At 61.0% G+C, this 22,319-nt stretch carries 20 protein-coding genes and 2 tRNA genes; 7 read left to right on the forward strand and 15 right to left on the reverse strand.

Annotated elements, in window-relative coordinates; genetic code table 11:
* On the forward strand, positions 1–2,706 hold the full coding sequence (locus DC363_RS08790; RefSeq protein ID WP_108640780.1) for a DEAD/DEAH box helicase: 2,706 nt from the start codon (positions 1–3) through the stop codon (positions 2,704–2,706).
* Positions 2,707–2,784: 78 nt separating this feature from the next.
* Here the strand turns inward: DC363_RS08790 and DC363_RS08795 are convergent, their stop codons facing one another.
* A complete protein-coding gene (locus DC363_RS08795; protein ID WP_108640781.1) occupies positions 2,785–3,948 on the reverse strand; it encodes an AIPR family protein in 1,164 nt (387 codons plus the stop codon).
* 1,604 nt (positions 3,949–5,552) lie between these two features.
* Here DC363_RS08795 and DC363_RS08800 point away from each other — a divergent pair.
* The gene (locus DC363_RS08800; RefSeq protein ID WP_146180771.1) at positions 5,553–7,214 is read left to right on the forward strand and encodes a site-specific integrase; all 1,662 of its coding nucleotides are present in this window, start codon (positions 5,553–5,555) and stop codon (positions 7,212–7,214) included.
* Positions 7,215–7,296: 82 nt separating this feature from the next.
* Positions 7,297–8,457 (forward strand): hypothetical protein, encoded by a 1,161-nt coding sequence (locus DC363_RS08805; protein ID WP_146180772.1) that lies wholly within the window; start codon positions 7,297–7,299, stop codon positions 8,455–8,457.
* Between the two features lie 585 nt (positions 8,458–9,042).
* Here the strand turns inward: DC363_RS08805 and DC363_RS08815 are convergent.
* The 11 genes from DC363_RS08815 to DC363_RS16955 all read right to left on the reverse strand — a co-directional run bounded on the left by DC363_RS08815 (position 9,043) and on the right by DC363_RS16955 (position 15,578).
* A tRNA-Phe gene (locus tag DC363_RS08815) sits at positions 9,043–9,117 on the reverse strand.
* Positions 9,118–9,214: 97 nt separating this feature from the next.
* Positions 9,215–9,445: a DNA gyrase inhibitor YacG gene (locus DC363_RS08820; protein WP_108640785.1), complete on the reverse strand. Its 231-nt coding sequence runs from the start codon at positions 9,443–9,445 to the stop codon at positions 9,215–9,217.
* Positions 9,442–10,482, reverse strand: coding sequence for a ribonuclease E/G (locus tag DC363_RS08825; RefSeq protein WP_108640786.1), 1,041 nt, complete (start codon positions 10,480–10,482; stop codon positions 9,442–9,444). The genes DC363_RS08820 and DC363_RS08825 overlap by 4 nt, the downstream gene beginning before the upstream one ends.
* Positions 10,479–11,060, reverse strand: a complete 582-nt coding sequence (locus tag DC363_RS08830) for a Maf family protein (protein ID WP_108640787.1) — start codon at positions 11,058–11,060, stop codon at positions 10,479–10,481. Before DC363_RS08830 ends, DC363_RS08825 begins: the two co-directional genes overlap by 4 nt.
* A 1-nt stretch (position 11,061) precedes the next feature.
* Positions 11,062–11,280, reverse strand: coding sequence for a translation initiation factor IF-1 (infA, locus tag DC363_RS08835; RefSeq protein WP_021101650.1), 219 nt, complete (start codon positions 11,278–11,280; stop codon positions 11,062–11,064).
* Positions 11,281–11,384: 104 nt separating this feature from the next.
* Positions 11,385–11,861, reverse strand: coding sequence for an arsenate-mycothiol transferase ArsC (locus tag DC363_RS08840; protein WP_108640788.1), 477 nt, complete (start codon positions 11,859–11,861; stop codon positions 11,385–11,387).
* A 1-nt stretch (position 11,862) separates the two neighbouring features.
* Positions 11,863–12,342, reverse strand: coding sequence for a UPF0262 family protein (locus tag DC363_RS08845; RefSeq protein ID WP_108640789.1), 480 nt, complete (start codon positions 12,340–12,342; stop codon positions 11,863–11,865).
* Between the two features lie 4 nt (positions 12,343–12,346).
* Positions 12,347–13,651 (reverse strand): histidinol dehydrogenase, encoded by a 1,305-nt coding sequence (hisD, locus tag DC363_RS08850; protein WP_108640790.1) that lies wholly within the window; start codon positions 13,649–13,651, stop codon positions 12,347–12,349.
* 8 nt (positions 13,652–13,659) lie between these two features.
* Complete coding sequence (locus DC363_RS08855; protein WP_108640791.1) at positions 13,660–14,145, reverse strand: DUF2948 family protein; 486 nt, start codon at positions 14,143–14,145, stop codon at positions 13,660–13,662.
* Entirely contained in the window at positions 14,142–15,413 is a 1,272-nt protein-coding gene (gene murA / locus DC363_RS08860; RefSeq protein WP_108640792.1) for a UDP-N-acetylglucosamine 1-carboxyvinyltransferase, read from the reverse strand. Before murA ends, DC363_RS08855 begins: the two co-directional genes overlap by 4 nt.
* Positions 15,414–15,416: 3 nt before the next feature.
* Complete coding sequence (locus DC363_RS16955; RefSeq protein ID WP_196778403.1) at positions 15,417–15,578, reverse strand: hypothetical protein; 162 nt, start codon at positions 15,576–15,578, stop codon at positions 15,417–15,419.
* Between the two features lie 84 nt (positions 15,579–15,662).
* On the opposite strand from DC363_RS16955, the gene DC363_RS08865 reads away from it, so the two are divergent.
* Positions 15,663–15,737, forward strand: a tRNA-Thr gene (locus tag DC363_RS08865).
* Positions 15,738–15,792: 55 nt separating this feature from the next.
* Here DC363_RS08865 and DC363_RS08870 read toward each other — a convergent pair.
* Positions 15,793–16,050 carry a DUF6522 family protein gene (locus DC363_RS08870; RefSeq protein WP_108640953.1) on the reverse strand — a complete coding sequence of 86 codons (258 nt, stop codon included), beginning with the start codon at positions 16,048–16,050 and terminating at the stop codon, positions 15,793–15,795.
* A gap of 174 nt (positions 16,051–16,224) precedes the next feature.
* Here DC363_RS08870 and DC363_RS08875 point away from each other — a divergent pair, with 174 nt between their 5' ends.
* Genes DC363_RS08875 through DC363_RS08885 form a run of 3 tightly spaced genes read left to right on the forward strand, consistent with a single transcriptional unit; the run spans position 16,225 to position 18,692 of the window.
* Positions 16,225–16,656, forward strand: a complete 432-nt coding sequence (locus tag DC363_RS08875) for a pseudoazurin (RefSeq protein WP_108640793.1) — start codon at positions 16,225–16,227, stop codon at positions 16,654–16,656.
* A 56-nt stretch (positions 16,657–16,712) separates the two neighbouring features.
* Positions 16,713–17,924: a copper-containing nitrite reductase gene (gene nirK / locus DC363_RS08880; RefSeq protein ID WP_108640794.1), complete on the forward strand. Its 1,212-nt coding sequence runs from the start codon at positions 16,713–16,715 to the stop codon at positions 17,922–17,924.
* Between the two features lie 12 nt (positions 17,925–17,936).
* Positions 17,937–18,692, forward strand: a complete 756-nt coding sequence (locus DC363_RS08885; protein WP_108640795.1) for a formylglycine-generating enzyme family protein — start codon at positions 17,937–17,939, stop codon at positions 18,690–18,692.
* A gap of 67 nt (positions 18,693–18,759) precedes the next feature.
* Here DC363_RS08885 and DC363_RS08890 read toward each other — a convergent pair whose 3' ends face one another.
* Both DC363_RS08890 and DC363_RS08895 read right to left on the reverse strand, forming a co-directional pair.
* Complete coding sequence (locus DC363_RS08890; protein WP_158270855.1) at positions 18,760–20,142, reverse strand: sensor histidine kinase; 1,383 nt, start codon at positions 20,140–20,142, stop codon at positions 18,760–18,762.
* A gap of 227 nt (positions 20,143–20,369) precedes the next feature.
* Entirely contained in the window at positions 20,370–22,283 is a 1,914-nt protein-coding gene (locus tag DC363_RS08895) for an acyl-CoA synthetase (protein WP_108640797.1), read from the reverse strand.
* Positions 22,284–22,319 lie beyond the last annotated feature (36 nt).

Consider the following 22,319-nt stretch of genomic DNA (forward strand, 5'->3'; position numbering starts at 1 on the left):
ATGCAGCTCAAGACCTACCAGAAAGCTACGCTGGACACGCTCGACGCTTTCTTTGCCCGCGCGCTTGCCACCGGCCCTGCCGAGGCCTTTCAGCATGCGGTCGAAGAGCAGGAAAAGCTCGCACACCTTGAGGGTCGCAAACTGGAGCCTCGGACCTACCAGCCTCTGCAAAGCCTCCCCGAAGTTCCCTATGTCTGCCTGCGCCTACCAACCGGTGGCGGCAAGACGATTCTCGCGGCGGAGACGATCCGGCTCGCCACGCGCAGCTACCTGCGCCGCAAATGGCCGCTGACACTCTGGTTCGTGCCCTCGGATGCAATCAAGACCCAGACGCTGGAGGCGTTGAAGGACCGCACGCACCCCTACCGCCGCAGGCTCGATGAGAATTTTAGCGGCCATGTCCGGGTGTTCGACATCGCGGAGTTCGAGATGTTGCGCCCCCAGGACCTGGCGGGTTCAGCTTGCGTTGTCGTCTCCACGGTCCAGGCGTTCCGGGTAACGAACACCACCGGACGCAAGGTCTATTCTTACCACGAGGAACTCGAAACACATTTCTCCGGCGTGCCGACTGAGGGAATGGAAGTCGTGTCGCCTGAAGAAGCCGCCCAGAACGACCAGCTGACCGAAGGCGCGGTGAAATTCTCCTTCGCCAACCTCCTCTATGATCAGCGCCCCCTGATGATCGTCGACGAGGCGCACAACGCCGTATCAGGCCTGACACGTGAGGTGCAGGCCCGTATCCGACCTGCGGCCATTGTCGAGTTCACGGCAACCCCGCGCGGCCGTAACAACATCCTGTATTCCGTCACGGCAAGCGCGCTGAAGGACGAGGAGATGATCAAACTCCCGATCCGCGTCCGGCCGCATGACGACTGGCGCGAGGCGGTCACCGGCGCGGTGGCCACCCGCAACATGCTGGAAGAGAAGGCAAAGCGGGACAAGGATCATATCCGTCCTGTGGTGCTCTACCAAGCCCAGGCGCGCAATGGTCACCCCACGGTGGCGGAGCTGAAGACCTATCTGGTCGAGGAAAAGCTGATCCCCGAGGACCGAATCAAAATTGCAACCGGCGAGCAGCGCGAACTCGACGGCGTCAACCTGCGCGATCCCGCCGAGCAGACGCGGCACGTGATTACCGTGGACGCCTTGAAGGAGGGCTGGGATTGCCCCTCAGCCTATGTTCTCTGCGCTACCCAGCGGCTCCAGAGCCGAGGCGCTGTTGAGCAGCTCTTGGGCCGGGTTCTACGCATGCCCTATGCGGCGCGCAGGAAGGATGCCGCGCTGAACTGCGCCTACGCCCATGTCTCGGAGCCCTCGTTCAGGGAGGCGGCCCAAGCGTTGACCGACAAGCTGATCGACATGGGGTTCACGGACGAGGAGGTTCGGGAGTCCCTAAAGCCCCGTGGTGTCGAGCAGAACGACCAGGGGGAACTGTTCGACCCCGATCCAGTGCGCCCGAAGCCGGTGCTCCAGTTCACCGTGCCCGACAACGAGGATGCCCGTGAACGCCTGAATGGGTGGCAGGACGAGGGGGTCGACTACATCCAGCGCGATGACGGCACGTTGGCCGTCGGCGTTAAGGGCGAGGTGACCGACGAGATTGCCCTGGGCGTCCGCGAGATCACGCGTGAAGAAGATCGTGCCCATTTCGATGCTCAGCTCGAAAAGCACCGGGCGACCGTAGAGGCCAGCCGAACGCTCGCCCAGAAGGGCCATGTCATCGAGATCCCCCAGCTTCTGGTGAAGATGGAGGGCGAGACCTTCCTCGCCAAGACAGATGCGATCATGGAGCGCGTCGACTGGTCCCTGGATCGCCATCCGGCGCGGCTGACCGAACAGGAGCTGAGCTTCCACAAGTCCCAGGACGTCATCGAGATCGACCTCGAGGGTGAGAAGCTGGTCTACAGTCGCATGACAGAAGAGCAGCCGATCCTGTCCGGCCTGCATGCTCCTTCGGACGCGGACCTCGAGGCATCGCTGGTCCAGTGGCTGGAGCGAGAATGTCGGGTGCCGGATATACCGCAGGCGGAAATGCTGCCCTGGATCGCCGCCATGGTGGCAGATCTGGTCACGAACAGGGACGTCAGCATTCGCACTCTGATCGACTGGCAGCATCAGATCGCCGCGCGCATCCGGTGGAAGATCCAGACGATTCGCAACGAGGAAAAGACCCGAGCGCATCAGATAGCGCTGTTCGATGAAGGGGCGAAACCTACTTGGTCTGACAGCCGCGTGATCCGGTTCGATGACACTATCTATCAAAATGTGCCTACCAAACCGACGGGTGCTTTCCGTTTCAATCGACACCTTCTGGGTCCAGATCGTGCTCCTCTAATCGACGGAGATCTCAACGGCGAGGAATTTCAGTGTGCTTGGAGCCTTGATAGCCTTGAAGAGGTCGAGGTCTGGGTGCGTAATGTGGCGCGGCATCCGAATTCGTTTTCATTGCCCCGCGTGGGCCGACGCTTCTATCCGGATTTCGTAGCAAAGCTACATGACGGCCGGGTTTTCGTTGTGGAGTACAAAGGCGAACACCTGATTGGTGCACCGGAGGCCCGCGAAAAGAATGCCATTGGCAAGATATGGGCTCGCACGACAGGCGGCGTGTTCCTCATGGTACGCAAAGTCGCGCATGGTATGGATATGGCGGATCAAATGAGGAATGCGGTTGCAATACATGAACGGCAGCAGGGGCCAGGTTATTGACGTTGCAGAGACATTATCCGGTTTCGTCTTACGACGTCAGGACAGCCCTAAAGCTGCCCTGCCCATCGGTTTTTGCGTTTACTGCCGCAAGGTTAAGCGTGCGTAGATGCTCGTGACGGACATCAAGAGCGAATAGCACCCTTTGGTCTTACCCATAGTCTGCGGGTTGTGGTTGGCAATCTCCTGATACGCTTGCGTCGCCGTGCGGATCAGGTCGGCGTCGGTCAGGACCTCGGGTCTTTCCATCCGCCAGCGCATGCCATTGTTCCGGATGAAAACTGAATGTGCCGCAATGATCGGGAAGATAAGGCCATCGGGCACCTCTTTGACCATGCGATCCTCGCGTTCGATGGAGCGGATGCCAGTACCGATGAACCCCTGATGCTGCTTCCAGTTGAGGTATAGTTGCCATGCAATCGGTGCTACGTCGAGGAAGCAGTCGTAGATCTTCTTGTTTTCAGGCTTCTCCACCAATTCTTGGAACAGCTTGAGGCAGCGCGTCTTCTGACTGTAGGAGAACACCTTGTTCTCGGGGTCCGACTGCCGCTTGAATTTTTCCATCATCTCGACGGGCAAAGCGGCGAAAGTGACCTGCACCAGCTTCTCGGTGTCAAGGGTGTCTTCCTTGTCGTTCTGTTCGCTCTCACTCTTTTGCAGTCGCACATCCGGGAAATGCTCGATCATGCGTGCTTCGAGAGCGTCGATGTGTCCTCGTCGCCCAGCGATGGACAGGGCCCGCACATCGTTCTGGAAGTTCCTCGCGATGGAAATCTCAGCAATCAGGTCGTCGTCGTCAGTCACGATGATTTCGTAGCGGATACTCGGTTCCTGATAATCCTCATTGAATGTTTCGGCGTAGAACTTCCGCAGTTCGCCCTGGGTCTGCGATCCATTAATGATGCTTGGCTTGAGTAGCGTCATCTTTCTGTTCTTATCGTCCACTTCGGCATCGCGGGCGACGATTACGATGCCACCGTTCAGAATTGAGAAAAGCGGCGAATTGTCCTTCAGGGTTTTGCGGATCGCCTGATGGACGAGTGTGGGCGACTTCTTCTGCTTGCCCTTTGCTTCGACCAGATACTCGCGAACGTTCTCGTTGTCCTCGAGTTCCAGCACCGAACGCGCGGGCGCTGTGCCGGCATATACTTTCCGGCTCGCGCTCGTATCTTCGGGCGAGGAAATGTTACGGCAGTTGTGGTAGGGGAATGCGAACAGGGTCGCGGCTGCATCAGCAGTCGTCATGGATAGTACCTCATTTTTCCGATGTCCGACAGATTTGAACGGCGCGCCCACCTGGACGGCCAAGACGAGACATCAGTGAAAAGATGCCGAACAAAGCACCTCCAGTCAATAGGGGCGATCATAACGCAGTTTCATCAAGTCTTTACCTCAAGCCAGAGCCTACGAAATTCAAGAATAGAGTCCGCTTGGGGTTGGCGGCGGACATTTGTGCGGCATGGCGCAGACGAGCCTTGAGAGTCGCAGGCGGCGGCCCTCGCCCATGTTTGGTCATCATTATTTTGAGGCTCCATCCTTGATGTGGAACAGGGTTTGAGTATCTCCATAAATGATAAGCTGGATTCTTATCTGCTCGGGCGGAGACGACGATACGACGGCGGGCTCGGACATTCCCAACCATGCCATAGGTACCCGAGGACGCTATCACGGGCATGCCAAGCATAGTACGAACGTGCAAATGCAATTCAAACTCAGGCTTTCCAGACCGGGCAGTCGAAGCTCCATGTCGTGAGCCTCCCCTCCGACAGGCTTGCACCGGCATCTTCGCCTCGTCTCAGCTTCGGTGGCAGAGGTCGTTCCAATTTCATTTGATGAGCCATGTGCGGTGCCGCCACCACCACCAAATCAATCTTTTGTTTTTCAAAAAAAATTACCGTTTTCGCAGAATGCTACGCAATAGCTGCTCATAAACAAATTTTAGGCCTCAGATCGCCTTTGCGTACAAGCCCCCCTACTCGCATCGGAAATAAATTATCAGATCATTGATATAACAGAAAAATACAGCTTCAAACCTGACTGATTTGCGTTGAAGCAACGGGTCGACGAGGGACTTATCCACAATTCTGTTGCTGCCGTCCTATTGGGGCGTGCCAGGTGCTGGCCCTAAATTCACTTCATGACCAAGCAATCTAAAATCCACGTTGGCAGCCATGTCGTCACATTGAATAAAGCGAGCGTGCACCTCGACGTGTCCATGCCAACCATTCGTCCAGTACTGCAAAGACTGGGGGTGCGGATACTGCCAGCCGACCGATGTGACATGTCTGAGATCTGGCGGCGTATGTGGTTGATCGATGATGTCCGCCAGGACGCACTGACCAGGATGATGGAACCTCTCTGCTCAATCGACCTGCTCGCTGCCCGGATGAATGTGACACCACAGACGATCCGCCGCGCCGGCAACAATTGCGATTCACGTTGGAATCTTCCGCATCACTATGACCTTGGACCTCGCATTCGTCGGTACTTGCCGATGCACATCGAAGCCTGGGCGAGGAACGTGGAACCAGAGCCTTGGCTGGTCCGCCGGTGCGGCCCGAGAACCCGCATCGGGCTGAGAGCACGAAATCCCAGCGCCGCATCGAAACACACGAAATGACGAAACAACCAACAACTACAGAAACAGCGAAAAATATGACGAACACCCAGCACATTTCGGCAGTCGAAAATTCTGGGACCTTCCTCATCAAGATGAAAACAACAGTCAAAGGACAAAAAAATGAACACTAAACCCAAACTTCCGAATAGCGATAAATTGATCGAACCAAGCATGCAGGATGTCGCGGACTGGATCAAAGAAAGCGCTCCTTGGGCGGAGGCAACGTGTCGTGACTATCGCGCAAGTGCGTCGGTGTGCAACTATCTACTCGGTCAATCGGCTGGCAGACGTTCCGGCAGACCTCTCCAAGTTCAGGGCAAAGTTTCCCAGCAACGGAAGTGACTGTGCTCACTTCAAGACATTCAAGGCACGCGACGCTTTTCGAAAGAAAATGATTTCAGTTCTCAAAAGGTTTGATGGCACCATGGATGCCGAGCGTGAGTTGAGAGCAAAAGAAGACGATTGGAACATTTTGCTTGATGCAGTGAGAAACGATTTGCCGAAAGGAAGAATGAAAGCTGTTTCAGTCTCGGTTTTTGCGAATGAATGCCGCCGATCTGACCTCAAGCCAAACCAGCTCGCCGAAAAAAAGATCGAAGAGATCTGCCAATGTATGCCACCTGAACACTACGCTATCATCAGGAAAGCTACAAAGTACATCCAGGAACTCAAGTCAATTTCCCAATCGAAATCCCTGTCGGCCCTGCTGCCGGTGCGCGACATTGTTCTCACGAGCGGCGCTCGGCGCTCTCCATTGAGAAAGCTTCCGGACTGTCTGAACGAGCAGGCGGAAACCTTGGTTCTTCAAATTGCCCGAGGCGACTATGACGAAATTCTTGACGAGTATGGTAGGCACGCAAGTGATGGCGCTATCGGCGTGTTCCGCGCGGCTCTCCGGAAATTCGTTCAAATCGCAATCGAGCTCAACATTCTGGATCCCGAGACAGACCCACTCCAGAAAGTCTTCGAGAAAAATGTCTTCATCGAATGCATGCGCGCCATTATCGCAGATCAAGACCCTTCCCGGTCCATCTCAAAAAGAACGCTTCACACTTACGTCGGCCGAATGATCGCTATGGCTGCACATTGCGGGTACCCCGTGGACTTCATGAAGCAATCGATGAAGACGAACAGGATCCTGAGGCAAGGCTATGCGGACAGTCAGGTCATGGCTAAGCAGCCCGAGAAATTTTGCCGAAAGCTCCTGGGCGATCGAACCGCCGAAATCACATTCCATTCGCTTCATGTCACATTCATGGACAATTCCAAGCGGATCCTCCGAGGAGGTCAGTCTTCGCCAAACGACGAATACCGGATCAACCGCTTCGGTGTTTTGGCCGCGATGAGTTCAATCTCGCTGTGGGGATCGCCACTTCGTATCGAAAACTTGCGCAACCTTCAGCTTTTTGGTCCGGAAGCCAATTTGCTCATGCCGAAGCGCAAAGGACAGCCAGTCAAGATCACCATTTGCGGAAAAGAAACCAAGAACCGTCGGCCGATTGACGCTCAGATTCTCGATAACAGAACTCGGGCGGTGGAGGTTTTGAGATGGTTCATTCAAGAAATCCGCCCGCGGTTCCCGACCGCAAGCAACTCGAACTATCTGTTTCCAGGCTACAAAGCCGACCGCTTGTCATCAACCGCGTTTGGGAATGCTCTGTACAGTCATACTCGGGATCTTGGGATCCCCATGCACCCGCATAACTTCCGGCATGGGCTGGCGACCCTCTACCTCCGCGATCACCCTGGGGAGTATGGCCAAGCCGCCCGGTTGCTCCACAATACGTCAGCCACCGTTCGAAAGCACTATGCATGGATCGATGTTGAGAGAGAGCTCTTCGAAGTCCAGCGCGAAATTGCAAGAAAGGCGGGGTTCCGCCATGAGGATTAGGAGCGGCACACTTTCAAGAGTACAGGACTGCATCGCAGACTCGTGCTGGTCGGGTACTCTGGCTCTCGATGATATGTTGCGTATGATCGCCGATGGTAAATTTTCGGCTCAAGATCTGCACGATCTCACGGCGTTCATGAATGAACTGCAAGCGCGGTCCAACGCCGTCGATTACGAAGTAGTGTTGGTCGCGACCGAGAACCGTTCTGATTATCAGATCGCTCGCTTGCGCAGAACTACTTGGATGCTTTTCGAGGCCCACCCGATTCTGCGCGCGCTCGACAGGGTGATCGCATCACGAAAACCGTCGGTTCGAAAAAAATATAAACCTCGGGAACGCAAGTTCTCCGTTTTTTTTGAAGAGCTGCCGCAAGATTGGCAGGACTCGTTTGCTCGGATGGATGCCGGACAGCCCGGGAAATACGGAACTGTTCCGGTCCCCTCTATGGCTGCGACGATGAAAACGAAGGCTTGCGAGTTTATCAAAGCCGCACAGGTTGCCGGCTCCCCTGAAGCGATGTGTATCGCATCTGCCACTTCATATGAGCGATCCTTGATTGCTCGAGAAAAACCTCTATCGCGCAAGACCATGCTATCTTCCGTTCGGCAAATTCGTGATTTCGCGAGGTATCTTGGATCGGAAGAAGCTGTGTTGGACCATCTGGCCGATCGCATTCGCGTGCACGAAAACAGGAGCCAGCACTACACACCAGTCAAGCAAGCCGCGATCAACCTGATTCCAGAATACTCGGAGATTTTTGGCATGGCTTTGGATATGCTGTCCAAGGCAAGCCATACACAAAACCCACGATCCGCCCAATCGTACCGGAACAAAGCTGTCGCGATCACCTTGTTTTGCCCTTTCCCTCTCAGGGTCTCGGATACCAGGCTGAGGTTCGGTGAGGAAATTCTCTGGGATGGAAGGCAATACCAGTTCGACCTCACGATCTCAAAAACTGGACGGGCATATCGACCGTACATTCTTCCTGTCTTCGGCTTCTTTATTGACCAATTGATTCTGCAGGGCTGTTCAACCGAATATTTGGATGCCTTGAGAACAGAATGCCTTGAGAAACGCCGCCCGCTTTTCGTCAACTATGACGATACTGAGCCGCACCCGCGGTACGTCAGCTATGCTTGGGCGTCAGTGTTTGGGACGGGCAGCCATATTGCCCGTACCCATTTGCATAATACCTTTGGTCGCTTGGGTGCGCGGGGCGTCGAACTGGCAATGCTCGCCTGAGATCACCGCTCGGAAGCCACCGCTGAAGCTTATCGAACCCAGGCGTTCAACTTGCTTGCGCAAGAGAAAATGCACGAAGACCTGGCGGCAGGTATCAATGAGGAGGAATGGAAGGAGTATTTTGATCAAAATCCCCACGCTGAATTTACTACCGCAGGAGGTACCTGACGCATGACACCACACGACTACCCGCAGCTTCCAAACTGGATTTCCAATCGGCGCTACTGCACCATCAAGGATCTCATGCGCCTATTCGACGTGTCCCGCCCAACGATTGATCGCTGGTGCCGCGAGAACCCTCAGTTTCCTCGGAAGCGAAAGCTCGGAATCCCGGGGCGCGGCAACTGCAGCACGCGTTTCATCGTATCTGAGGTTGCGGCTTACGTTGATCTTATTGATGCAACTTGAGGCCCGTGATTGCCAAATCGGAGGCGCTGCCCGATACTCTCGAAAACCGATGCGGCCGGATAAGCCACCCAGCCCGCTCTGTGCCACCACTGTGCCACCAAGGAAAATACGACGAAACTGCGAACCGGAGATACCGACCCAAATGAGCGTAAGCCATTGTATAGTCTTGATTTCTAATGGTGCCCGGGGGCGGAATCGAACCACCGACACGAGGATTTTCAATCCACTGCTCTACCCCTGAGCTACCCAGGCACGGGAAGGGGTTAACCCCTTGGGTGTGGGCGTTTTAGGGGGATGGAGCGGCGCTGTCCAGCCCGAAAACGGCTTTCTTTGAAATACCCGCGTCGCGTCAGGAAAGACGTGGCAAATCGGGGTCTTCGGTCCCGCCATCGCGGCCGTCTTCACCCTTTTCCAAGGCCTCTTCCAGCGCTTGGGCGAGGTCTTCGGCATCCTCGGGGGCGGTTGACGGGATCGCGTAGCCGCCGCCCAGCCATTTCGCCAGATCCACATCCGCGCAGCGTTTCGAGCAGAACGGACGATACGCCGGCGCCGACGGTTTGTCGCAGATCGGGCAGCTCATGCGAGCAGCCCACCCAGAAGCGGCGCAATCGGCAGGCGTTCGCGCTTGCGTTGCAGCTCGAAGTGCCCCAGCGGCGTCCAGCCGACCAGCGCGGTGTCGATGGTGTCGGCGCGGAAGGCGCGGCGCAGGGCGGCTTCGATCTGCTTGCGGTGGGCTTTCGACATGGGCGCGAGGTCGATCACCACCTGCCCGCCCAATCCCCGCAGGCGCAGCGCGCGTGGCAACGCCGCCGCAGTGGCCAGATTGGCCTTCAGCGTCGCCGCGGGCGAGGTGTCGCCGCCGGTGTTCACATCCACCGCCACCAGCGCGCGGGTGGGCTCTACATACATGAAAGCGCCACCGCCCAACCCCACCTTCGGCGAGTGCAATGCCTCGATCTGGTCCAGCACGCCCTGATCGGCGAAGCTGCCGGCGTCGGTCACCACCTGTGCGGGCTCGACCCAGTCGCGCCACGCCAGCGCATGGGGTCCGTCACCTTCGGTCAACGCTTCTGCGCCGCCGGTGTCATCGGCCATCACGGCCCGCGCAAGCGCGTCCATGGCGGCGATGTCGTCGATAATGTCGTCGTCGGCCGCCTCGGCGCAGGAGGACCGCAGGATCAGGCCGAACCCCTCGCCCAACTCGACCTCATGGGCGCAGGCAAGCACCCGGTCGCGCACGCCGTCGTCCTTGATCTGGCGGCTGACGTTGATGCCAGGTTTGCCCGGCGTGACGATCGCATAGCGCGACTTGAACAGCACGCGGTCGGTCACCGGCACGGCCTTGCCCTCATCCGCATAGCCCGTCACCTGCACCAGCACCGGCTGACCGGGGGCCAGCCCCCTGCCCTGCCGCAAAAACGCGCTGTCGCCTTCGGGCAGGCGCAGCATCATGCCGCCCTGCCCCTTCAGCGGCCGGTCGCAGATCGCGCGGAAGATCGCACCGGGGCGCGGGGCGCTGTCGTCATCCACCAGCAGGTCCTGCAATTTGCCATCGACCAGCAGCGCCGCAGCCTCGCGGCCGGCCACATGGTCCAACACGATCATCCGAGCCTTCATGTCCAGATCCTTATGCCCGCGGCCTGCAACAGGTTCGCGGTTTCCACCAGCGGCAGCCCCATGACCGCCTGATACGAGCCTGCAATCCACGGGATGAACGCGCCCGCCGGCCCCTGAATGGCATAGCCGCCCGCCTTGCCGCGCCAGTCGTCGGTGGCGAGGTATCCGGCAATCTCCGAATCGCTAAGCCGCTTCATCTTCACATCGGTGACCACATCGCGGACCTGCACCCGCTGGGGGGTTTTGACCGCCAGCGCGGTGATCACCTTGTGCCGTCGGCCGGACATCAGCCGCAGGAACGCCTCGGCCTCGGCCGCATCGGCGGGTTTGCCCAGAATGCGCCGCCCCACGGCAACGGTCGTATCCGCGCACAGCACGACCTCATCCGCCGCGCAGGGCAAGGCTTCGGCCTTTTCCCGGGCCATCCGCCGCACGTAATCGCGCGGCTTCTCGGCCGGGGTCGGGTCTTCATCGATATCGGGGGCGCGGATCTCGGCGGGGGTCAGCCCCAGCTGCGCCAAAAGCTCCAGCCGCCGGGGCGAGCCAGAGCCGAGAATCAGACGCGGCGTCTCCGCCACGTTATTTGAAACGGTAATTAATCCGACCCTTGGTCAGATCGTACGGGGTCATCTCGACCTGCACCTTGTCGCCAGCCAGAACACGAATACGGTTCTTGCGCATTTTGCCTGCCGTGTGTGCGATGATCGTATGGCCGTTTTCCAGCTCGACCAGGAACGTCGCATTCGGCAGGAGGTCCTTTACGACACCGGGAAATTCGAGCAGTTCTTCCTTGGCCATGTTCTCTCCATCATGAAATCCGCGAAACGGCGGACGAGGACTAAATGCGCGTCCCGCGCGCGGTTTTCAAGGGCTAAGTGGCAAATTTGCCGATCAATGGGCCGTCAAGAGACGGTGTCGCCGCCATCTTCGCGCGCGCCGGGCCCCCAGCGGTCGATCAGACGGTCGCGAATCTGGTCGCGAGTCTGTCGGTAATGGACCAGACGTTCCTCGCGCGCGTCACCCAGTCCGGTGGGGTCCATGATCGGCCAATATTCCACCGCCACATGGGAATTGCGCGTCAGCTCTTGCGCCATGCGCAAACTGGCCGGAGACAGCGCCACGATCATGTCGAAGGACGACAGATCGTCGCCCCATTCGACCATCTCGTCGAAGGACCGGCTGCGGTGGCGGCAGATCTCGACGCCCCATTCCATGCAGACATGCACCGCAAAGCCGTCGATTTCCAGATCGTTCTTCACGCCCGCCGACTGCAGGTAAGTGTCTGTGCCGTAAAGGCTTTTGGCGATCCCTTCGGCCATGGGCGAGCGTACGGAATTGTGGTCGCAGCAAAACAGGATCGACTGGGGCAGCTTCTCCACCTCAGCCCCCGAAATGCAAAACGCAAATCAGGGTGAACAGGCGGCGGGCGGTGTCAATGTCGACGCAGGCCTTGCCCTCAAGCCGCTCTTGCAGGATGCGCGCGCCTTCGTTGTGGATGCCCCGACGGGCCATGTCGATGGTTTCGATCTGGCTGGGGGCGGCGGATTTCACCGCGTCGAAATAGCTTTCGCAGATCTGGAAATAATCCTTCACCACCTGCCGGAACGGACCAAGGGACAGGTGGAACTCGCCCGCCTGACCGCCCCCCTCTTCCGCGATGGCGAAGACCAGCCGCCGCTCGCGGATCGACAGGGCCAGCCGGAACGGCCCCTGCGGCACCGCGCGACCCTCGCGCGCGGGCAGCGAAAAGGAATTGTCCTCAAGCAGGTCGAACATGGCGACCTTGCGTTCCTGTTCGATCTCGGGCGTGGGGGGCGGCAGGGCTGCGTCGTCAAGCTGGATGTCGATGATCTTCGCCATGGGGCTAATCCTTGTTCAACCGGTCAAGCCGCGCGCGCACGCTCAGCCCGTGCGCTTCGAGGCTTTCGGAGATCGCCAGCCGTTCCGCCGCCGGTCCGATCTGTGCCAGCGCTTCGGGGCTCATCCGCGACAGGGTCGTGCGTTTGAGGAAATCCATCACCGACAGCCCGCTTGAGAACCGCGCCGAGCGCGCCGTGGGCAAGACGTGATTCGGCCCGCCGACGTAGTCGCCAATCGCCTCGGGCGTCCAGGCGCCGATGAAGATGGCCCCCGCGTGGGTGATCCGCTCGGCCAACGCATCGGCCTCGGCCACGCAAAGCTCAAGGTGTTCCGGCGCGATCCGGTCGGACAGGGCCACGGCCTCATCCATGGTGCGCACGGTGATCACCGCGCCGAAATCGCGCCAGCTCGCCCCCGCCACCGCACGACGCTCCAGCGTTTGCAGCCGCGCTTCGACCGCCTGCGCCACGGCTTGGCCGAAGGCTGCGTCGTCGGTGATCAGGATGCTCTGCGCGCTCTCGTCGTGTTCCGCTTGGGACAGCAGGTCCAGCGCGATCCAGTCGGGATCGTTGTCACGGTCCGCAATCACCAGAATCTCCGACGGGCCGGCAATCATGTCGATGCCCACCTTGCCGAAGACCCGTCGTTTCGCAGCAGCAACAAAGGCGTTGCCCGGCCCGGTGATCTTGTCCACCGGCGCGATGGTTTCGGTGCCGTAAGCCAAAGCCGCCACCGCCTGCGCGCCGCCGATGCGGTAGATCTCGTCCACGCCCGCGATGCGCGCCGCCAGCAGCACCAGCGGGTTCACCGCCCCGTCCGGCGTGGGAACCACCATCGCCAGCCGGTCCACCCCGGCGACCTTGGCGGGCACGGCGTTCATCAACACGCTGCTGGGATAGGTGGCAATGCCGCCGGGCACGTAAAGCCCCGCCGCCGAGACCGGCGTCCAGCGCCAGCCGAGCCTGGCCCCCGCCGCGTCTGTCCAGCTTTCATCGTCCGGCATCTGGCGCGCGTGATAAGCGCGAATGCGGTCTGCGGCGAGCTCAAGCGCCACCCGATCCTCGGCGCTCACCTGCGCGCAATAGCTGTCGATCTCGGCCGCGGTGAACCGCAGGCCGTCCGCGTCAAGCTCAAGCCGGTCGAACTTCGCCGTCAGCTCAAGCACGGCGCGATCACCCCGCGCGCGCACATCGGCGATGATTTCAGCCACCACCGCGTCCACGTCGGGGCTGTCTTCGCGTTTGGCGGCCAGCAAGGCGCGGAAGGCCTCTTCGAAACCGGAGTCGGCGCTGTTCAGAAACTGGGCCATCTCAGCGCCTACCCCTCATCGTCCGGGTGGCGCGGCTTGCTGCGCGACGGCGCGACATAGGGGCGGGTCACGTCCTTCAACACGACCTCCAGCGCCTCGACCTCCACGCGGATCGCGCCGTCCCCGGCCAGCGTGAACTCGACGAACCCGCCCCCGTCCGTGCCCGGAGTGAAGGCAATCGCCAGAATCGACAGCACAAGATCCGCATCCCGCGCGGGCACGCCCTGGCTTTGCACGTTCATCACGTCCTCGACCACCAGCACCGATTGCACCCGCTCATAGTCGCGCTTGCGGGCCTCGGCCTTGTCTGCGTCTTCCCAGCGGAACCGGTTGAGCAGGATCGCGAACCGCCGTGCCGACCGGTCCCATTTAACCTCATGCCCGGGAAAGATCGCATCCTGCACAAGGCCGGAGATCACGCCAAGATCATCCGCGTCCAGCGCCTTCAGGCGCAGGGGCTGTTCCGCCCCGTCCTCAAACCGTGCATCGCTCATGATCCGGCCACCCGTTCGATATCGGCACCCACGCCGCCCAGCTTGCCAGCCACATCCTCATAGCCGCGATCAAGGTGATAGACCCGGTTCACCTGCGTCTCGCCCTCCGCCTTGAGGCCGGCGAGGATCAACGACACCGAAGCCCGCAGGTCCGTCGCCATCACCGGCGCGCCTTTCATCCGCTCGACCCCCGTCACCCGCGCTGTGCCGCCTTGCACGTCGATATCCGCGCCCATGCGCTCAAGCTCGGGGGCATGCATGAAACGATTCTCGAAAATCTTCTCTTCCAGCACCGAGGTGCCATCGGCAAAGCACAACATCGCCATCATCTGCGCCTGCAGATCGGTCGGAAAGCCGGGGAACGGCTCGGTCGTCACGTCCACCGCCTTGGGCCGGTCGCCCTTGAGCTTGACCTTGAGGCCCGCCTGCGTCTCTTCCACGGAGACGCCCGCCGCATCGAGCTTCTCGCAGAAGGCGCCCAGCAGCGACACCTTGCCGCCAAGGCACTCGACCTCACCGCCCGCGATCACCGGCGCCAGCATATAGGTGCCCAGTTCGATCCGGTCGGTGACGACCGGGTGCGTCGCGCCGTGCAGCTTCTCGACGCCCTGAATGGTGATCGTCGGGGTGCCGTCGCCCTCGATCTGGGCGCCCATCTTGCGCAGACAGGTTGCCAGATCGACGATCTCGGGCTCGCGCGCGGCGTTGTTGATCACGGTCGTGCCTTTGGCCAGCGTCGCGGCCATCATGATATTCTCGGTGGCGCCCACGCTGGCGAAGGGGAAATCGATGACCGCCCCCTTGAGCTTGCCCCCCTCGGCCTTGGCATGCAGGTAGCCGTCGCGCAGGTCGATCTGCGCGCCCATCTTGGCCAGTCCGTCGGTGTGGATATCCATGGGCCGCGCGCCGATGGCACACCCGCCGGGCAGCGACACGATCGCATGACCCTCGCGGGCCAGCAGCGGCCCCAGCACCAGATTGGACGCCCGCATCTTGCGCACGATGTCATAATCGGCGGTGGTGTTGATCGCGCCGTGACAACACATCGTCTGCACCTTGCCGTCCTGCAGCGCGGAAATCTCCGCCCCCAGTGATTCGAGAAGGACCGTCATCGTCTTGATGTCCGACAGGCGCGGCGTGTTGGTCAGCGTCAAAGGCTCATCGCTGAGCAAGGTTGCCGGCATCAGCGTCAGCGCCGCGTTCTTCGCGCCAGCAATCTCGATCTGGCCCGACAGCGGTCGACCGCCGCGAACGACAATGGAATCCATATATCAGTCTTTCTGTTCGGCGGAGCTCTCGTCCGCTTGTTTTGTGGCTTCGGCTTGCGATCTTGCCCGCGCCTGCGCCTTTCGACGCCCCATATTGGCCTTCAGCGCCGCCTTCAGACGCTCTTCCCGCGTGGGGTTCGACTTGGGGTGCGATTTGCTGCTCATGCCGCTTGTTACCCGACAGTGCAAAAACCGTCCAGAGAGGGCTTGCAAGAACCGTCAATTGCGTCTACTTCCCCCGCCATCGGCGCTGCTGTAGCTCAGAGGTAGAGCACTCCCTTGGTAAGGGAGAGGTCGAGAGTTCGATTCTCTCCAGCAGCACCATGAATTCCCCCCGACATATCACTACGCACCGGCGGCCCCGGCCCACGGGCCCCTGTCACATGCGCGGGGGGGCGGGGGTCTTGATCGTCGACAGCACCTCGCCTTGCGTCGTGCAGGTCAGGCGCACCCGTTTGCCGTTATAAAAGAACGTCAGGCGCATGCGGCCCGCGTCCTCGCCCTCTCCGGTCTCGAAGCGGCTGGTGATCTCTCCGGCGCGCATCAGCGTGGGCACGTCCGCCGGGGCCACGCCCAGCAGCGGGCCAAGGTCGGCGGCATCCACCACCGGCTGTCCGCGTGTCATGTCGATCTTCATGGCGATTCCCTTCATTTCGCGTGTTTCGCAGGGTCGCAGCCCTGCCCGGGCGCCGTTTCGGCCCCGTATTTGATCTAGATCAAGAATCTTCTTCTCGTTTCTTGCGCAAACGCAAAGTTCGCGCAGCGGCTTTCGCTATTGTTGGCTCAACAGCAACTCGAAAGGACAAAGAAGATGCTCAAGACACTGACTGCAAGCCTCGCACTGGGCCTCGCGCTGACGGGGGCCGCAGCGGCCGAGAACTTCGACGTAAAGATGCTCAACCGTGGCGACGACGGCGCCATGGTCTTCGAGCCCGCGTTCCTGCAGCTCGCCCCCGGCGATACGGTGACGTTCCTGGCCACCGACCGCGGCCACAACGCCGAGACGGTGCCCGAAATGATCCCCGAGGGGGCCGAAGGCTTCGAGGGCAAGATCAACGAAGAGATCGTCGTCACCTTCGATCAGGAAGGCCTCTACGGGATCCGCTGCAAGCCGCACTATGCCATGGGCATGGTGATGACGGTCGCCGTGGGCGAGATCGAGGAGGCCCCCGAAGACTTCCTTGAAGGCCGCATCCCGCGCGGCGCCAAGCAACGCTTCGAAGAACAATTGAACCACTTGTGACGCATTCCGGCGGCCTCTCGCGGGGGGCCGCCCCTTTCCCAGAAAAGGACAAGACCATGACACGACACATCAACCCGGGCCTCATGCCGACCAGCCGCCGCAACATCCTGCGCGGATCGGTCCTTGCCGGCGCTGCCGCCATGACCGGTGCTGCTGCCCTCGCCACGCCGCGCCGCCAGCCGGTGCCGCAGACGAAGGCGCCCACGGCCCGCTTCATTCAGGCCGAAGCACAGGCTCAGGTGCAGGCGGCCCCGGTGGATCTGAGCGGCTACACCCGCGTCAAGCAAGAGCTGGTGGCGCCCCCCTTCGCACCCAAGCACGAACAGGTCGCCACGGGCGGGCCGAAGATTGTCGAAGTGACCATGGACACGACCGAACGCCTGATGGTCGTTGATGAGGACACCGGCGCCAGCATCTGGGCGCTGACCTACAACGGCTCGGTCCCCGGACCGCTGATCATCTGCCATGAGGGCGACATGGTCGAGCTGACCCTGCGCAACCCGCACGACAGCATGATGGAGCACAACATCGACTTCCACGCCGCGACCGGTGCTTTGGGAGGCGGAGGCCTGACCCACGTCTACCCCGGGGAAGAGACCGTGCTGCGCTGGAAGGCCACGAAAGCGGGCTGCTTCACCTATCACTGCGCCCCCGGCGGTGCGATGATCCCCTACCACGTCTGCCACGGCATGAACGGCGCGGTCATGGTGCTGCCCCGCGAGGGCCTGAAGGACGCCGAAGGCAACCCGCTGCGCTACGACAGCATCGCCTACATCGGGGAACAGGACTACTACCTGCCGATGGACGAAATGGGCGACTACAAGACCTATACCGCCGCCGGGGACGACTATGCCGACAGCCTTGAGGCGATGCGCACGCTCACGCCCACGCACAGCGTGTTCAACGGCGCGGTCGGCGCCCTGACCGGAGAGAATGCCCTGCGCGCCAAAGTGGGCGAGACGGTGCTGATGATCCACAATCAGGCCAACCGCGACAGCCGTCCGCACCTGATCGGCGGCCACGGGGACTACGTCTGGGAGACATCGTTCACCACACCGCCCCTGAAGGACGTCGAAACATGGTTCGTGCGCGGAGGCACCGCGATGGCGGCGATGTACACCTTCGAGCAGCCGGGCGTTTACGCCTACGTGAACCACAACCTGATCGAAGCCACCCTGCTGGGTGCGGCCGCACACTTCGTGGTCGAAGGCGACTGGGACAACGAGTTGATGGAACAGGTCGTCGCCCCCCGCAGCTTCAGCGCATAAGGCAGTGAAGACATGACATTTGCCATCGCCACAGAACAAGGATCGCCGATTTCTTTGCGTGTTCGGTTGATCTCATCGGTGGCGGTGGCACTTCTGGTCGGGGTCGCGTTCATACCGCGCGATCCCGACATTTTTTATGCGCCGCAGATGGCCGAACGGCCGGTGATCCTGCCCGATGGCGCACGGCTTTACGTCCAGAAATACGAAGTCACCGTGACCGAGTGGAACCGGTGCCACGCCGACGGGGCCTGCACGCTGGCACTTCAGGTGCCCGCCAACCGCGACGCGACCACCCAGCCCGCAACGGGGCTGTCCTACACAGACGTCAGCGAATATCTCCGCTGGATCAACGCACAGTCCGACGCGACCTTCCGCCTGCCGTCGCTCCACGAATGGGAATTCATGGCCGCCCCGGTGCTGCCGCCCGAGCCGGACCCGATCTTTACCGATCCAGAGCTGACCTGGGCCTCGGCCTATCTGGTCGAGCCGCAAACCAAACGCACCCTGCGCCCGCAGGGCAGCTTTGCGACCACAAACGAAGGCATTGTCGATCTGAACGGCAGCGTCTGGGAATGGACGCAGGATTGCTACGCGGGCGCCTCGGACGGAGAGATCACGCCCGACCGTTGCCCCGCCTTCTTCGTGGGCGGCGAGCATGTGGCCGCGATGTCGTACCTCGTCCGCGACCCCGCCCGCGGCGGCTGCGCCGTCGGCACGCCCCCCGCCCATCTGGGCCTGCGCCTCGTCTCCGACCGACCGGTGAACTGACGGGCGCGCGGCCTGTGCATCCTTCGTAGAGTGTAACGCCGCTGCTCCCTCTGGCCCGTCGCGCGCGCTATTGCGCGGCGATGGCGTGGACTTGCGGTTCGGGGAATTCGACAAAGAAGGTGGACCCGACCCCCAACTCGCTGATGAAATCCAGCCGCGCGCCGTGGGCTTCGACGATACGTTTGGAGATGTTTAGCCCCAGTCCCGTGCCCTGAAAACTGCGTGTGTCCGAGGAATCGAGCTGGCCGAACTGCTCGAAAATCCGGTCGTGTGCATCCTGCGGGATGCCGATGCCCTGATCGGTCACCGACAGCCGCACCATGCCGTTGTCGCGCTCCAACGTCACCTGCACCTCGCCCGCCCCGTCCGAGAATTTCGCCGCATTCGACAGAAGGTTCGTGACCACCTGTTCGATGCGCTTGGCATCGCCATCGACCCAGACCGCCGGATCGGGCAGACGGGTCGTCACCTTGACGCCGGCGTTCTCGGCATAGGGGGCGAAGCGGTCGATCGTCTCGCCAATCAGCGCGCCCAGATCCAGCGTGTCGAGATTCAACTCCAGATGCCCGTGCTCGGCCCGTTGCAGGGTCAGCAGGTCATCGACCAGATCCGCCAGCCGCCGGGTGTTGCGCTCGGCGATATCCAGCGGGGCCTTTATCTGCGCCGGCACCTCGCAAAATGTCCCGGCGTTGACGATCCCCAGCGCCCCCTTGATCGAGGTGAGCGGCGTGCGCAGCTCGTGGCTGACCGTCGCAAGAAACTGGTTCTTCGCCTGATAGGCCGCCTTGGTGCGCTCATGCTGCTGCTCCAGCCGTTCCTGATTCTGCTGCATCCGCGTATAGCTGCTGATATGCGTCCGGGCGAGTTCGATCAGAAAGCCAAGCACGAAGATCACCGTGAACATGTTCAGCCACAGCTCTGACGACAGCGGCGCGCGATGGGTGAGGATGTCATATGCGGGAATGAACACGATCGCGGCGACATAGATCGCCAGGCGCAGCGCCAGCACCGTATGGAAATGCTGATTGTTGATTGCCGCGAAAATCGCCGCCGAAATCAGCATGAAGATCGGCATGAAGTGCCCCGATTCGGCGCTTTGCTGAAGCGCAGTTGCCGTGGCGAACAGGGAAATCGCCACCGCGCTCAGCACCGTGCCGACATAGATCATGGTCATCGCCCGGCGGGTGCCCTGCGCCGACCAGTCCCGCTGCCGCAGGATGGCGCGGAACATGAACAGATCGATCACCTCGCACAGCAGGATCAGCGAGAAGAAGATCGCACCGATGACGAAATCGAAATAGGCCACCGTCAGCACGAATGCCAAGGTGTAGATCACCATCCGCTGGGAGAGCAGCTCAATCCCGACGCGGGCATATTCGCGGATCCGCCGCCGGACCAAGCGCGGATCATTGGGCGACATAAGCGTGTACTGGGACAGAGGATGCTGCACGTTGGGTTGCCTTCGGTTTGAGCGGTGCATCCGGCCCCTGCATGGAACGACGGCGCCAGACACCGGTCGAATACCAGGACAGGCTAATTCATCAAATTGTCAGGAATGCGATGAATAGTGGCAAATTTATGATAATAAGGCATAAATTCGCGCGTCATCGGCGCAGCGCCTGCGCCGATGCGGGGGCTGCGGCACCGCCCCGGCGGGGCGGTGCGCTTTGGCGGGGCTTACCCCTCTTGCGTGTCCCAGCGCCAAGGGCGGGTATAGGCGCCCAGCGCGTCGTTGATCTGCGCCTCGGTCACGTCGCCGGTCTTCGACACCTGCGCCACCAGACCCAGCTTCTTGTCCTCAACCACCGAAGACACCTCGGCTGCCACCTTCGCCTTGGACAAGGCTTCGTTATAGACCCGTTTGATCGCCATCTTGCGCAGGTCGGGCTTGAAGGTCTTGCCCACGGCCGTCTTCGGCAATTCGTCCATGATTTCAAGGTGTTTGGGATAGGCCGCGCGCTCATGGATATGTTTGCAGGCGAACTCCATCAGCGCCGCTTCGGTCACCGTCGCCCCGTCGGTCAGCTCGACATAGGCGGCGGGCACCTCGCCCGCGTGGGCGTCGGGCTGGCCGATGGCTCCAGCAAAGGCCACCTCGGGGTGACCGGCCAGCGCCTCTTCGATTTCCGCAGGGTCAATGTTGTGCCCGCCCCGGATGATCAGGTCCTTCGCCCGTCCGGTGATCCAAAGATAGCCGTCCTCGTCAAAGCGGCCCAGATCGCCGGTGCGCAAGTATTGCTGCACATCGCCCAGCGGGGACCCCTCGCCCGGGTAGAACAGGTCGCGATTCTTAGCCTCTTCGGTGTAGGTGTGGTTGTCGTAAACCCCGGGGGAGCCCACGCAGATTTCGCCCACTTCGCCCGTGGGCATGTCGCGCTGGCTTTCGGGGTCGATGATGCGCACGTGGGTGTAGGGGAATGGAATCCCGACCGAGCCCACCTTCTTCTCGCCCGAGGGCGGGTTGATCGAGACCAGACAGGTCGCCTCGGTCAGCCCGTAGCCTTCGCAGATGGTCACGCCGGCCGCACTCTCGAAGCGTTTGTAAAGCTCAAGCGGCAGCGGGGCCGAGCCGCAGAACGCCAGTTGCAGCGACGAAATATCGGCGTTCACCTTGCGTTGCATCAGCGCCGACATGGCCGTGGGCACGGTGATCACAAAGGTCGCGCGGTGGCGTTCCACCAGCTTCCAGAAGTTGTCGAACACCCCGTCGCCGCGGTAGCCCTGCGGCGTCGGAAAGACGATCTGCGCGCCCGAGCCAAGGCTGGCCCCCAGCGCCACGATGGTGGCAAAGACGTGGAACAGCGGCAGCGGCACCATCTGCACGTCTTTTTCGGTGAACAGCAGCCGGTCCCCCAGCCAGGCGTTGTAGATAATGCCCGAATTGCGGTGCTGTGCGACCTTGGGCATCCCCGTGGTGCCGCCGGTGTGGAAATAAGCCGCGACCCGGTCGCCTGCCGGATCCTCGAACCCCAGCGTGGTCGATTGTTTCGCGATGGCGCGGTTAAAGTCGATGACTTTCGCACCATGGCTTACCTTCACCTTGGGGCGGATCAGCGGCACGATGTATTTCTTGACCCCGGTCAGATAGCGCAGCAGGTCCACTTCGACCACGGTCTTGACGTTGGGTGCCAGCTTCACCGCCTCGGCGGCTTTCTGGGCCACGTCCGTCTTGGGGAAGGCGCGCAGCGTCACCAGAACCTTGGCGTTCGTCTCTTTCAGGATCGCGCCGATCTGGTCGGCGTCCAGCAGCGGATTGATCGGGTTGACGATCCCCGCCACGGCCCCGCCCAGATAGGTCAGCACGGTTTCGGTGGCGTTGGGCAAAAGGAAGGCCACCACATCGTCGGTGCCCACGCCCAGCTCACGAAACAGGTTCGCCGTCTGCGCCACCTTGCCCTGCAACTGCGACCAGGTCAGCGTGTCTTCGGGGTCTTTCTCGCCCGAGAACATCTGGAACGTCACCGCCTTGCGGTCCCCGAACTTGCCCGCGGTCTGCGACAGTTGCGCCCAGACCGAATGCGGCACGTTCCGCTCGCCCCATGGCTTTTCGTTCTCGATTGCATCGCGGTCGGCTATGGACGCAAAGGTCATAACACGATCCTCCCCTTTTGTTATTGCCCGCCATCC

This window comes from Thalassorhabdomicrobium marinisediminis (genome assembly GCF_003072065.1).
GTDB lineage: Bacteria > Pseudomonadota > Alphaproteobacteria > Rhodobacterales > Rhodobacteraceae > Octadecabacter > Octadecabacter marinisediminis.